The sequence below is a fragment of the Blochmannia endosymbiont of Camponotus sp. C-003 genome (assembly GCF_023585685.1).
Lineage (GTDB): Bacteria > Pseudomonadota > Gammaproteobacteria > Enterobacterales > Enterobacteriaceae > Blochmanniella.
In genome coordinates, this window is the sequence record NZ_CP097764.1 from 586,263 (window position 1) to 601,539 (window position 15,277).

Here is a 15,277-nt window from a genome sequence, read left to right on the forward strand (position 1 = left end):
AATTTTAAAAAAATCAATTTGTGTAAACTATCAATATTCAAACATTATTTTCAATCGATCTATAAACAATAAAATTTAACAAATTACATCAAAATAAATATAAAATTACTAATAAAAAATACTTTGTGTACTACATCGTAAAAAAATAAACACACTAACTGAATAATTTAAAAACCAAAATAAACTTCGTAACACAAATATTATCTATTTTAACAATCAGTTCAAACCAATTATTGTTCCTGTTATTATAAGCCCCGTTAAATAAAGATTTAAGTTTTCTTAGATCTTCCATTTGTCTGTTTAAATACAATGAAAATATATCGCTATTATTAGTAATAATATACTTAAATTAATATTAATCCATACTTCTACATAGTATGTACTATGTTAATAAATTAATTACTTATACATAAAATTATAGCATTAGAATACTAAATTTATCTGTATACATCACAAAAAATACTCTAATCAAACAAATAATGATAATAATCATAAATTTTGTTTTTTGTTATATACAGAAAATACAATACCTTTATTTCTACCAAATAACACCGAAATTAAAAAAATTACACTACCACATAATACTATAGTAGGGCCTGCAGGTAAAAACATGTAAAATGATCCAAGCAACCCTATCCACGAACACAAAAAAGCAACAAATACTGATAAGAGCAACATATGTATTAAACTTTTAACCCAACATCGAGCTGATAGTCCAGGCAACATCATTAAACCAACAGACATCAAGGTACCAGTGACTTGAAAACTTGCTACTAAGTTCAACATGACTATTGACAAAAAAAATATTTGAATACATCTCGATACTTCAATGTTATTGTTTCTTAAAAAATTTGGATCAAATATTTCAATAATCAAAGCTCTATAAAATAATGCGACAGTAAGTAAAGTTATAGTACTAATGATCCCAATACATCCTAAATTTAATAAATTTACAGATAAAATAGATCCACCAAATAACAAATCCAACAAATCTATATTAGGACCATGTAACGACATTAATATAACTCCAAATGCTAAAGATCCAAGATAAAGTCCAGCAAAACTAGCATCTTGTTTCAACAATGTTTTTTCACTAATCCAATTAGACAATATTGCGACCATTAAACCAGAAATAAATCCCCCTATACTCATTATCATAAATGACATACCTGAAAAAAAATACCCTATCGCCACACCTGGTAATATAGCATGAGATAACACATCTCCTACTAGACTCATACGTCTCAACATCAAAAAATTACCTATTGGCGTGATACTAATAGACAATATACAACAAGCAACTATAGCTCTGCGCATATATCCACAGTTAATAAAAGGATCAAATAATATGTGAATGATCATTCATACAACCCTTTGATTTACTACAAGCAACTTTATGTATGTATACGGAAGTACATACAAAACAATCAAAAATATCTTAAAATTTAAAGTTTTTAACATTTATATGGACGGATTCCAAACACTACGGAAGCGAGTTAACGATAATATATTAGGAAAATATTCAGTAACGAATTCATTATTATGTAATGCAGCAATCACAGTACATCCTCGTCTACACAGAAGATTTACAGCGCGTATCATTATCTTGCAAGTATTCATATCAATACCCTGAAATGGCTCATCAAGTAAAATCAACGATGCCTTCTGAGCCAATATTCTAGCAAATAACATGCGTTGCACTTGTCCGCCCGATAAGGTTTCTATATATTGATTTAATACATCTAACAATTTCACTTGATCTAAAGAACGCCAGATTACTGCGATTTGATATCGGTTAAGTCTTTTTAATAAATTTACTCTCGGCCAACAACCCATAGATACTACGTCGAATACAGTTAATGGAAAATGGTGATCTATAGTTCTATTCTGAGGCAAATACCCCATACGAGGTTTACCTTTTTTTCCAAATTCTAATCGACCGGACACCGGAGGCAATAATCCAGCTAAAGTTTTTAATAAAGTAGATTTACCTATTCCATTAGGTCCTACAATAGCAATCATACTACCATACTTAATCTGGCCACTTACAGATGGACTAACATTACGCCCATAATAACCTGCTATTAAATTATGTAATGTTATCATAGTTTTAAGTGTTTGTATTATTACGGTAGCAAAGAAGACCAAAAAATAGCAACCCATGAACATAACAATATAAATAGTACTATGAGCATACGAAGTAACCCTGAAGCAAGAAATATTTTCATAGTAATTGACAAACGTTGTTTCAAATGAAATGCCAATGGGGTTTCCTTAATAATTTTGTTATGTTATAACATAACAAAATTATTAAGTAAAAACAACAACCTTTTTGAAAAAAGAAAAAATTCAAGACACAAACCCAAACGATTTTAACAAATCGACATAAATATTTATTACTCCAAACAAATTCAATCACTATATAATAGTAGTACTTTAATTAATAAATAGATGAAATTTGTTCATCATAACACCGAAATCTATTTGTACATCTTCAAAACTAAATTCAGATTATCAATCTTAAAATTACTTTCTTATAATTACCTGATATAAAATTGCCGAAGGCCGGGCTCGAACCGGCACACCATTAAGGTGATTGATTTTGAGTCAATTGCGTCTCCCTATTTCGCCACTTCGGCAAAATCTGAACATATCTAGTAAATCCACCTTATGTAAGAAGACTACACAACCTCAAAAAGTCTATCAAATTTTGAAAGATAATTCAATATACAAAATCAATTGTTCCACAATCATTCAACTTAAGTATTAAAATTGTAAATATAATATAATTCTTCATGAAATATAATTCAAAATATTAAAAAATTCGAACACCATCTATTAAATGTTTCATTTTTAATAATATAAAGAATTACCAAATACACGTATATTATGTGACATTGTTATTACAATAACAATGTATCAAAAACTTTTATTACATCAACTACACCACCACTTATGATGGTCACACTATACAAGTGTACAATAACATTATGATTAAGTATATTTAATATATTTTACTATTGTACATTTATACATTATAATACAATGTAACATAAATATTACATGAAAATTTATTATATGAATAATTTTGATTTCAATTTACTAGTAATTCTTAATGCACTACTAGAAAATAATAGCGTAAACTTAGCAGCAAAAAAATTAAATGTTACTGCTCCAGCTATTAGTAAATCCCTCAATAAAATACGTATTTTATTTAATGATCAAATTTTAGTTCGTAGTGGAACTAAATTAATCCCTACACCTAAAGCAATTTCTCTAAAGGAAAATATTAAAGAATTAGTTAATCGTATTGAGTCAATATTCAACAGCAACATAGTATTTGAGCCTACAACTACTACTATATCATTTACTATTGCATCAAATAATGCTATTCTTTTTATCCTGAATACTATCTTATTTCAAAAAATACAAAATGAAGCTCCCAATGTATTCATTCATTTAGTAAATGATTCAGATTACGATGATAATTTTTTGCGCAACCACACCATAGATTTATATATAGGAGAAATACGTGCACTTAATCCCGAAATAACTATTCGAACTATCTACGTATCCAAATGTTATATGATATGTCGGAATCATCATCCTATTTTATCTCAACCTAAAAATATGGATAATTTGTTAAAATATCAATTCATCAAAACCAAACATGAACATTTAACCAATGCCGATGAATATAGTAGATATTTTTGGTCAGAACGTAATTTAATTGGTATTACTCCTGGATATATTACCACTGTCAACGCTATAATTAATTCAGATGCATTAGCAATAATACCAGAGTTTACATTAACAATGATACAGACATTAAATATACCAGTAACATATTTTAATACTGATTTTAATTTAGGCAAAAAAAGTATTATTCAAGCATGGCATTCTAAACATAACCACTCTTCTGCTCATAAATGGCTGAGAGAATTTACTAAAAACATATTTTTAACCAAAATATAATATAAAAATTGTCAAAAATTTTTATATTCATAAGATTATGAATATATCCACATAATAATAACACTAATTGCTAAAAATATTACACTAGGTGATATAGATCCAATTATTGGAGAAACACTATGTGTAGCACTTAATATTCCAAATATTTGATTTACAATATAAAATAAAAACCCCACTATACTTCCTACAAATAGTCTAACACCTATCTTTTTTTTATATAATGGTCCAAAAGTAAACGCTAGTGCCATTATGGTCATCACCGACCCAGAGATAGGAGATAATATTTTCTTCCAAAAAATCACTTGATAATATTTAGAATTTTGACCAATCCTATTAAAATATTTAGCACAACTATATAATTTAGAAATAGACAAAAAATTTGGATGCGTAATCATCATGGATAATCTATATGGAGTTAACGCAGCATTCCATTCAGAATGGGGTGTTTTTTTATTAGTAACATATATTTCCTCAGAAATATCCAACTCATTTACATTAATTAAATGCCATACTTTATTCGCAAATACTGCCCGTTCAATATAACATATCTTTTTTAATTTTTTTTCTTCATTAAAATTATACAGATTTATTCCTAACAACTCATTACAAGTGATTATATTCTCAACATAAATAAAATTATTATTATCTATAAACCACAGATTTTTAATCTTTACAGACAGCGAAGAAGAATCATGTTGTGATTGATTATGATACATGCACATTATTTTTTCACTATTAGGCACCACCCATTCATTAGAAATGATGCTACATAATAGTACAGGAATAGAAGCTTTTATTACTGATACAGCAATCTGTAATCTGCTAAATCCAGAGACCTGCATTGCTATAAATTCATTATGCACTTCGAGCATACATAAACCCAAAAGCCCACCTAACAAAGTAGCTATAGGGAAAAATAATTCAAAATCTTTTGGTAAATTTAAAACCATATACACAATAACTTCAAAAACAGAATGATTTTCTTCTCCTGTTTTACGCAATTCATCAACTAATTTGATTACACTAGATAAAGATAGTAACACTAAGAACACCGCTGTTATATTCGATATAACCATTTTTCTAATGTAATCATTCAAAATGCTATACATATACACTATATTTTTATGTGACTACGATAACACATTATTAAAACTAATTTTTTCATACAAGAAGTATCCCATGAATTAAGCAATAAAATTATCGATAAATAAATACTATTAATAACCCACATCCATACTATAGGATTTATTGTATCCAACAGAATATAAGAGCGCAGTAAAATATGAAAAATAAAAAAAATTGTACATAGAACAAGTGTTGCTAACAAATTTGAGAAATAATTATATGAAACAACAGTGATTAATAATACTGCGATCATTGGCATAATAAAAATAGATACTAACAGAGTTAAACGCCAATGAAACTCCATCCGCATCTCTAATTGATCAGAACACCATAACTGATACATAGACATATGATCAACAGATTCATTTTTTTTTAACAATCTTTTAAAAGTACCATTGATTAACATTGCATACTGAGAAAAATCGGTAATAAACACATCTTTGCGCAACTCACACTTATTATAAATTTCATAATATGTGCCTTTTTCTAAAATAATTGATCGAGATCCATCAGAATTTCTACAAACACTGCCTTGATCTGCAGTGATAATTATAAACATATCACTATCTTTATCTGGATTTTTTTTCGATAAAAACACGTGTTTTAATGTATTTCCCTGAATGCTATCTGAAAATAAAATTAAGTATTTAGTAGCTAACGGTTGAAATTTTTTTTCTGATAAAACAACCGAATTAATATTTTCCTTAATTTGATACAACAATCTACTTTGACAACTTGAGCAATAAGGAGATAACCACGCTATATTAATCATAGTGAATATAGCAACGATCCCGCTAAAAAAAACCATGCTTCTTATAAAGATATATTTATCTACAGCACAAGAATACATAGCTATAATTTCTTTATGAACATGTAATCGATAAAACGTTACTAACACACTTAAAAATACACTAAAAGGAATAAGTAATTTTCCTAATTCTGGTATATTTAATCCAAGACACAGAAAAATCAAGCATATTGAAATATTATTATCTATCATCAAACCCAACATTTTAACCAATTTTTGAGAAAAGCACACTAAAAATAACAATGTTAAAATAATGAACTGATTCTTAAATGTTTCTTTCAATATATATTTGGTAAATATCATTATATTGCCTAAAAAAACTTGTTTTTACATAAAAAATAAGTATTGTAATGGTAACAGATTATGATGTTGAAAAAATGATACATATTCCGATTTGTGTATAATGCAACAAAAAAATTACTATTGAGTTATAAATCCAATACAAATCGTCACAATGATATATGTTAATTATGTTTCCACATAAAATATAAAAAAATTTATGAATGTTGTATCTAGTTTGTTTTGCAGCATATCATTTGACATATTTACACATAGGAAATTTTATGATAAAATTTAGAGTTACTAGCGATCATATAGAATTATATCCTGACGGCTGCATTGTTACTGGCGTATTTGAAGAATTACATTTATTTCCCTCTACCAAAAAAATTGATGACATAAGCGAAGGATATATCAGTTCGTTGTTACATCGTGGAGCGTTACACGGAAAAATCACTCAAACACTTTTATTATACGACGTACCTCATTTACAAAATAGACAAATTTTATTAATTGGTTGTGGCAACAAATCTGATTTTAATGAAAATTGTTATAAAAAATTAATTCGAAAAATAATAATCTTATGCAAAGAGATGCCCATAGTTAGGATATTACTTTTTTTAAGTGAATTAAATATAAAAGGATACGATAATTATTGGAAAATAAGACAAACGATAGAAATCGTCAATGAAGAATTATATGTTTTTAATAAATTTAAAAACAATAAAGCTACATTAAATCGATCACTAAATGAAATAATATTATATATTCCTAATGAAAATGAATTAAGATTTTGTAAAAAATCTATTAGGGATGGATTATCTATCGTTCATGGAATAAAAACAGCTAAAGACCTAGGAAACATGCCTCCTAATTTTTGTACTCCTGATTATTTTGTCAATCAAGTAAATGAATTATCTAACTATGATAATGTCACAATAAATATAGTCGATGCCTTAAAAATGAAACAATTAGGTATGAATGCTTATTTAGCAGTAGGAAAAGGATCTCGTTATGCTCCTACAATGCCCATAATTAAATACAGAGGACATCCTGAAGGATCTAATGTTCCTCCTATTGTATTTATAGGAAAAGGTGTAACCTTTGATTCTGGTGGAATTTCTATTAAAGAATCAAATAAAATGGATGAAATGAAATATGATATGTGTGGAGCTGCTACAGTATATGCAATTATGTGTGTAGCGATAAAACTAAATTTGCCACTAAATATTATCGGAATACTTGCTATTTGTGAAAATATGATAAGCCATACTTCATTCCGTCCAGGTGATATCTTGACTACTTTATCAGGAAAAACAGTAGAAGTATTAAACACTGACGCTGAAGGTCGTTTGGTTCTATGTGATGCATTAACATACGCAGAACGTTATAAACCTGATGTTGTAATAGATATAGCTACATTAACCGGAGCTTGTGTGATTGCTTTAGGACATCATTTTAGCGGTTTAATGTCTAATGACAAAAATTTAGCTAACGAATTAATTATAGCTGGAGAACAAACCAAAGATTATGTTTGGAAATTACCATTAGACGAAATGTTTCAAAAACAATTAAAATCTACATGTGCGGACATGACAAATGTTGGGGGTCAACCCGGTGGTGCTATTACAGCCGGATGTTTTCTTCAACAGTTCGCTTATAAATATCGTTGGGCACATTTAGATATTGCTGGAACAGCATGGATATCTGAGCATTGCGATAAAAGTGCAACGGGGCGTCCCGTTGCACTTTTATCGCAATACCTCATCAATAGATCATCCCGTGAAATTTAAAATTTATTTTTATAAAATCAATTTTATAAAAATAATCAAGATCAATAATATATGAAACACGGTACTTTTTACTTACTATCTCAAAAATTTGAACAACAAAATAAATCTGACTATATCGAACAATTTGCTTGCAAGTTAATAACTATGCAGTGGAGATCGGGAAAAACTATATTAGTAACTTGTGAAAATAAACAGCAAGCTACAAAAATAGACGAAATATTGTGGACATTTGATCAAGATTCATTTTTGCCACATAATCTATTTGGGAAAAATATCCATCACGCTCCAATAACCATATATTGGAATCAATATTATTATGATAATCAACCAAGAGATTTATTAATAAATCTTATGCAAAAAAATATGAGCTTTTTTTTTAATTTTAACGAAATAATAGATTTTGTTCCCATACCTGACATTTTAAAAAAATGGGCAAGATACAGATATCAATCCTACAAAAGAAATGGATTTCAGATAAATGTTATTAACACTCCAACTTCATGAGCAATTATATCATGGAAAAAATATATAACCCTAAAAACATAGAAGAATCAATTTATAAATGTTGGGAACATGAAGACTACTTTAGTCCCCATGGAGATACATCTCAAGGAAGTTATTGTATTATGATGCCTCCACCTAATATTACAGGACAATTACATCTCGGACACGCATTTCAACAAACTATTATGGACGTCTTGATTCGTTATCAAAGAATGCAAGGCAAGAACACTTTGTGGCAAACAGGAACAGATCATGCTGGGATTGCTACTCAAATGCTGGTGGAACATAAAATTTACAATAATACAGGTAAAAACAGACACGATTATACGCGTGATGAATTAATAAAAAAAATTTGGGAATGGAAAAATCAATCTGAACGATTTATTACTTATCAAATGAAACGATTAGGGAATTCAGTAGATTGGAAAAGAAAACGTTTCACCATGGATACAGAGATGTCTTATGCAGTAACAGAAGCTTTTGTTCGTTTATATCAAAATAATTTCATTTATAGAGGAACAAGGTTGGTAAACTGGGATTACAAATTACAAACCGCAATTTCTGATCTAGAGGTTACAAATAAAAAAACAAAAGGTTTTATGTGGTATATAAACTATAAATTTGATAACTCCACTATTATTAATTCAAACTCTAATCACTTAGTTGTCGCAACAACACGACCAGAAACTATATTAGGAGACACTGCCATTGCAGTACATCCAGAAGATACTCGCTATAAAAATTTAATCGGAAAATACGTTATCACACCTATAACTAACAGACGTATTCCTATTATTTTTGATAAACATGTAGACATGTTGAAAGGAACCGGTTGCGTTAAGATCACTCCTGCCCATGATTTTAATGATTATGTTATAGGAAAAAGACATGCATTACCTATGATAAAAATTTTTTCACTTGATGGAAAAATTCTTACACAACCAGAAGTATTTAACAGCTATGGACAACTTAATGAGCAGTTACACTGCAATATTCCCCAAATATTCCATAATCTTGACGGTTATAAAGCACGAAAAAAAATAATTTCCGAATGCAACGCACTTAAATTGCTACATAAGATAGAACCTCATGATATAACGATTCCATATAGTGATCGTACTGACACTATAATCGAACCCATGTTAACTAATCAGTGGTATATACGAATTAAAAATTTATCACAACATGCAATAAACGCAGTAAATTTAGATATGATTAATTTTATTCCAAAACAATACAAAAATATGTATTTTAGCTGGATGCACAACCTGCAAGATTGGTGCATCTCTCGTCAAATATGGTGGGGACACAAAATACCTGCTTGGTATGATGATAATAACAAAATATACGTAGGACACTGCGAGCAAGACATTAGAACACAAAATAAATTAGATAACGACGTAATATTACATAGAGATGAAGATGTATTAGATACATGGTTTTCTTCAAGTCTTTGGACATTTGCTGCTTTAGGTTGGCCTAAAAATACTAATTTATTAAATGTTTTTCATCCTACTAACATTATAATCAGTGGATTTGACATCATATTTTTTTGGATTGCACGAATGATTATGTTAACTATGCATTTCATTAAAAATGACAACGGATCAGCGCAAATTCCCTTTAAAACTGTATATATTACCGGTCTTATACGCGACGAATTTGGTCAAAAAATGTCTAAATCTAAAGGAAATATCATCGATCCAATAGACATAATAGATGGTATTTCAATAGAAAATTTATTAAAAAAACGAACAAAAAACATGTTACAACCACAATTGTCTAATCAAATTATAAAATATACCAAAAAACAATTCCCCAATGGAATCAAACCTTACGGAACAGATGCTTTACGATTCACCTTAGTAGCATTAGCATCATCTGGACGAGATATACATTGGGATATGAAACGACTAACAGGTTATCGTAATTTTTGCAATAAATTATGGCATGTTAGTCGCTTTATTCTCATGCATACTAAAAATCAAGATTGCGGTATATCTGCTAAAGAAAAATCATTTTCCTTAGCAGATCGTTGGATCACCACAAAATTTTATCAAACAATACAAATTTTTCATAAAAAGTTAGAAATTTATCGTTTTGATAAAATAGCAAATATTTTACATGAATTTATTTGGCATCAGTTTTGTGATTGGTATATAGAATTAACGAAACCAATACTTTACCATGGAAATACATTAGAACTACGAGGCACGCGTTACACATTAATTACATTGTTAGAATCATTACTAAGATTAGCGCATCCAATTATTCCTTTTATCACAGAAAAAATTTGGCAAGAAGTTAAAATAATTAGTGGAAATAACGGAAAAACAATTATGCTACAATCATTTCCAGAATATAATGAATCTATGATCGACACAAAATCTGTAGTAGATCTAGAATGGATGAAACATACTATCATAGCAATACGTACCACTCGAGTAAACATGAATATAGCATACAATATACCCCTACAGATAGTATTTAGAAATACTTCATCAGAAATTAAAAGACGCATTACAGAAAATTCCAATATTTTATGTCATATTGCTCAATTAAGAAGTATCAATTTCATACCCAAAGATACAGTTTATCCAAAATCAGTGATAATACCCTTAGATTCATCAGAATTATTAATACAAATACCTGAAACGTTTAACAAAGAGATCGAAATAAATAGATTGAAAAAAGAATCAAAATCAATAAATCATAAAATTGAAGCAATACAAAAACTGTTAGATGACAATAATTTTATGAAGAAGGCTCCAAATTCCGTCATCCAAAATAAACAAAAACTATTAAATTATTACGAACAAATTCAAAATAAATTGATTGATCAATGCGATATAATAAAAAAACTGTAATCAGTTGATACAAAAAATATAAATAAAAACAATTTGGAAAATAAATTTTTATTCGTATTCTAAGTATGAATTAAAAAATTAAGTAATAAATTTATTCCATTATTTTTTAATTAGTTATAAATAACTCTCACGCTTTGATGATCAAAATTAATTTCCATATATATATTCACAATGTTTAACACCACATGATTATATAAATATCAATATTTTAGGTAAATATCATATGAATCAATTATATAAACGATCTTTTTTACGATTAATGGATTTCACTATAAATGAAATTTATTACTTATTACAATTATCCAGTCATTTAAAACACCAAAAACATACACAAACTGAAATTAAAAAATTAAACGGAAAAAATATTGTACTCGTTTTTGAAAACCATTCAACTAGAACAAGATGTGCCTTTGAAGTAGCAGCATTTGATCAAGGTGCATGTGTAACCTGTTTGACTCCAAATATTAGTCAAATTGGGCATAAAGAATCTATTAAAGACACTGCTAAAATATTAGGCCGCATGTATCATGGGATTCAATATCGCGGTTACAGTCAAGATACAGTTACCACATTTGCACAATATTCTGGGGTACCAGTATGGAATGGACTTACCGTAAAATTTCATCCAACACAATTACTTGCCGATCTGATGACTATGAAAGAACAACTACCACATAAAATGTTTCATCAAATGAAGTTAGCCTATATAGGAGATGCAAAAAATAATATCAGCAATTCTTTATTAGAAGCTGCTGCTATAATGGGATTTGATTTGAGATTGGTATCACCTAAAATATTTTGGCCAACACAAGAACTATTTATAAATTGTAAAAATATTGCGCAACGTAATAATGGAAATATCACACTGACTGAAGATATTCCTATCGGAATCAATAATGTAGATTTTTTATATACTGATGTATGGGTATCTATGGGAGAAAATGAAAAAATATGGAAAGAACGTATTTCTTTATTATCTCCATATCAAGTAAACCATCGTATGGTCCAAGAGACCAATAATCCAAATGTGAAATTTCTACATTGTTTACCGGCATTACACAACAACGACACCACTATTGGTAAAAAAATAGCAAGACAATATAATTTGAAAAATGGACTAGAAGTAACAAACGATATATTCGAATCTTCTTGTAGTGTAGTGTTTGATCAAGCTGAAAATCGATTACATACCGCCAAAGCTCTGATTCTGGCAACGTTACTACCCAATGCTAATAATTTTATTAATAAATAATAGAATTATTTGATATAAATACTCAAAATTAGAGCATCTTTTTCATTAAAAAATTAGGATAAATCATATGTTTCACATTATCAATACAAAAAAATCCCCCCTCCCTATGGGGCCTTATGTTCAAGCAATAGACATAGGAAACATAGTATTTGTATCTGGACAAATAGGAATATGCCCGGATACAGATACTATTCCTGATAATATCTACGATCAAACACATCAATCACTAAACAATATCCAAAACATCATAAAAACTGCTGGTTTAAAAATAAACAATATTATTAAAACTACATTGTTTGTCATTGATATAAATGATATGCCTACTATAAATGCTAGCTATAAAAATTTTTTTCATTCATCTTCTTTTAATTATAATAAAGATACAATCTTACCAACACGATCCTGTATAGAGGTTTCTAGACTTCCAAAAAATGCTAAAATAGAAATTGAAGCTATCGCTGCGCGTATTTTATAGATATATAATAATCATGACAAAAACACTAATAAACAACAAACAAACAAATCATTTTGCATAATCTCATTGATAATGATACATCTATTTGGCTCCCTATTTTTTAAATAGGGAGCCAAATAGATGTATACAGACCTCAAACTGCATTATCTCTCTATTTATAAAAGATACTTACACAATAAGTAATAAAATTCTTTCATCATTATTACATACATCTTTATTTTTAAAGAAAACAAAAATTTTAAATATACCAATATTGAAAAATCTTATTTTTATAAATTATTATAAATAACAGATACTATTTTATTTATTTACTAGATAACATCTCTGATTCATATATAAGCGCTCGTTCTGTATCATATTGATTCTCCCACTTTGCAATAACTAGCACCGCTAAAGCATTGCCTATGACATTTAAAGCTGTACGACCCATATCTAAAACCCTGTCTACCCCTGCTATAAACGCTAATCCTTCTAATGGAATACCTACACTACCTAATGTAGCTAATAACACTACAAAAGAAACCCCTGGAACACCAGCAATACCTTTAGAAGTAATCATTAAAGTCAATACCAAAATAATTTCCTGACTTAAAGCTAACTCAATACCGTATAATTGCGCAATAAAAATAGCAGCAATACTTTGATATAAAGTTGATCCATCTAAATTAAAAGAATAACCAGTAGGCACCACAAATCCAGTGATAGTTGAAGGGGCTCCATAAGCTTCCATTTTCTCTATGATACGCGGTAATACAGTCTCTGAGCTAGCAGTAGAAAAAGATAAAATCAATTCTTCTTTTAAAATACAAATTAATTTCCAAATTCTAAGATTGCATATACGTGCCACTATACCCAATACTACTAATGCAAAAAAAATAATAGCACCATAAACTAATAATACAAGTTTAGTAAGGGGTAATAAAGAGCTAAATCCAAAAGTCGCAACGGTCACTGAAATCAAAGCAAACACTCCGATAGGAGCATACCGCATCACGATATGTGTTACTTCAAACATAGTATCCGCTATAGAATTAAAAATATCTAATAATGGAGTTTTAGTTTTTTCTGGTAACGTAGCTAATCCGAGCCCAAAGATGACTGAAAAAAAAATAACTGGCAACATATCTCCTTTAGCCATAGAATGAATAATATTCGAAGGAATCAACGATAACATAGTGTTCACTAAATTGGATTGTATTTCAGATGTAGTTTGTTCATACATTGAAATATCTGTTTTCGAAAGAAGAGACATATCAATTCCATAACCAGGATGCATCAAATTAGCGAAAGCTACACCAAGCACTATAGCAAGTGTTGTAATAATCTCAAAATAAATGATAGTCTTTAAACCAATACTGCCCAATTTTCTAGCATCTCCAATACCAGCAATTCCAACTACCAACGTAGCCATTACAATGGGAACCACGATCATCTTTATCATTCGGATAAAAATTTCTCCAGCTGGAGACAAAAATGTAGTAATCATCCAATCTTTTAATTCTATTTGATTATGCAATACAATTCCTAAAATAATACCCAAGTTTAAAGCAAAAAAAATTTTCCAAGCAAGGGTAATTTTAAACTTTTTAATCATCATAGTTCCCTTAATTAAAATGAGTCATGTTTGTTGTACCATCAATTCCGAATCAATCATATTCAATTAATTTAAACAATTTTCTTCTCAGAATCCCCATGAAATAACACAAACGTACACAAAGAAACTACTAATCACAAACATAAACCAATTCACAAAAAATTGATTAAACTTTATATCAAAAACACTGCATATCCATTATAAATGATTTATTAAACACAATTACTTGAAAAAACAAAACTCAACGCAACATATTTTTTTATGTGCATTGAGTAATATACCAAATTAATACATAAAATTATGTATTAACTATTCATGAAAACTTACAACTAAGCACAATATAACATCAACACCCTATCTCTATCTTAAATAGAGAGACCCTAATAATTTCAAACTACCTGCCAAAAGGACAAAACCGCCCATAATTAAAACCAACCGATCTCATAACGAAATATCCATCAAAAAATTATTATTTTTTAACAAAAAAAATTATATGTTACGTCAACACGTAACATATAACAATATATAATTGCATTGAAAATAAAATAACATCGTATTTTACTATATAATTGAGATTATCACAACAGCATACATGACCAATATTT

General features: G+C 28.7%; 12 protein-coding genes and 1 tRNA gene. 6 read left to right on the forward strand and 7 right to left on the reverse strand.

Annotated features, from left to right (window positions below; all coding sequences use genetic code 11):
• Positions 1 to 489 precede the first annotated feature (489 nt).
• The 4 genes from M9397_RS02475 to M9397_RS02490 form a co-directional block, all read right to left on the reverse strand.
• The gene (locus tag M9397_RS02475; RefSeq protein WP_250226810.1) at positions 490 to 1,362 is read right to left on the reverse strand and encodes a metal ABC transporter permease; all 873 of its coding nucleotides are present in this window, start codon (positions 1,360 to 1,362) and stop codon (positions 490 to 492) included.
• A gap of 99 nt (positions 1,363 to 1,461) precedes the next feature.
• Complete coding sequence (locus M9397_RS02480; RefSeq protein ID WP_250226811.1) at positions 1,462 to 2,106, reverse strand: metal ABC transporter ATP-binding protein; 645 nt, start codon at positions 2,104 to 2,106, stop codon at positions 1,462 to 1,464.
• Positions 2,107 to 2,126: 20 nt separating this feature from the next.
• Positions 2,127 to 2,264 (reverse strand): hypothetical protein, encoded by a 138-nt coding sequence (locus M9397_RS02485; RefSeq protein WP_250226812.1) that lies wholly within the window; start codon positions 2,262 to 2,264, stop codon positions 2,127 to 2,129.
• Positions 2,265 to 2,556: 292 nt separating this feature from the next.
• Positions 2,557 to 2,639: transfer RNA gene (locus M9397_RS02490), tRNA-Leu, on the reverse strand.
• A 439-nt stretch (positions 2,640 to 3,078) separates the two neighbouring features.
• Here M9397_RS02490 and M9397_RS02495 point away from each other — a divergent pair.
• Positions 3,079 to 3,975 carry a LysR family transcriptional regulator gene (locus M9397_RS02495; protein WP_250226813.1) on the forward strand — a complete coding sequence of 299 codons (897 nt, stop codon included), beginning with the start codon at positions 3,079 to 3,081 and terminating at the stop codon, positions 3,973 to 3,975.
• Between the two features lie 35 nt (positions 3,976 to 4,010).
• Here M9397_RS02495 and lptG read toward each other — a convergent pair whose 3' ends face one another.
• Positions 4,011 to 5,084, reverse strand: a complete 1,074-nt coding sequence (lptG, locus tag M9397_RS02500; RefSeq protein WP_284150752.1) for an LPS export ABC transporter permease LptG — start codon at positions 5,082 to 5,084, stop codon at positions 4,011 to 4,013.
• Positions 5,085 to 5,089: 5 nt separating this feature from the next.
• Positions 5,090 to 6,211: an LptF/LptG family permease gene (locus M9397_RS02505; RefSeq protein ID WP_250226815.1), complete on the reverse strand. Its 1,122-nt coding sequence runs from the start codon at positions 6,209 to 6,211 to the stop codon at positions 5,090 to 5,092.
• 260 nt (positions 6,212 to 6,471) lie between these two features.
• On the opposite strand from M9397_RS02505, the gene M9397_RS02510 reads away from it, so the two are divergent.
• The 5 genes from M9397_RS02510 (at position 6,472) to M9397_RS02530 (ending at position 13,078) form a co-directional block, all read left to right on the forward strand.
• Positions 6,472 to 7,980 carry a leucyl aminopeptidase gene (locus M9397_RS02510; protein WP_250226816.1) on the forward strand — a complete coding sequence of 503 codons (1,509 nt, stop codon included), beginning with the start codon at positions 6,472 to 6,474 and terminating at the stop codon, positions 7,978 to 7,980.
• Positions 7,981 to 8,031: 51 nt separating this feature from the next.
• Complete coding sequence (locus M9397_RS02515; RefSeq protein ID WP_250226817.1) at positions 8,032 to 8,484, forward strand: DNA polymerase III subunit chi; 453 nt, start codon at positions 8,032 to 8,034, stop codon at positions 8,482 to 8,484.
• 11 nt (positions 8,485 to 8,495) lie between these two features.
• Entirely contained in the window at positions 8,496 to 11,351 is a 2,856-nt protein-coding gene (locus M9397_RS02520; protein WP_250226818.1) for a valine--tRNA ligase, read from the forward strand.
• A 223-nt stretch (positions 11,352 to 11,574) separates the two neighbouring features.
• Entirely contained in the window at positions 11,575 to 12,603 is a 1,029-nt protein-coding gene (argF, locus tag M9397_RS02525; protein WP_250226819.1) for an ornithine carbamoyltransferase, read from the forward strand.
• 67 nt (positions 12,604 to 12,670) lie between these two features.
• Entirely contained in the window at positions 12,671 to 13,078 is a 408-nt protein-coding gene (locus tag M9397_RS02530) for a Rid family detoxifying hydrolase (RefSeq protein WP_250226820.1), read from the forward strand.
• Positions 13,079 to 13,382: 304 nt separating this feature from the next.
• Here M9397_RS02530 and gltP read toward each other — a convergent pair whose 3' ends face one another.
• A complete protein-coding gene (gltP, locus tag M9397_RS02535; RefSeq protein WP_250227209.1) occupies positions 13,383 to 14,669 on the reverse strand; it encodes a glutamate/aspartate:proton symporter GltP in 1,287 nt (428 codons plus the stop codon).
• Positions 14,670 to 15,277 lie beyond the last annotated feature (608 nt).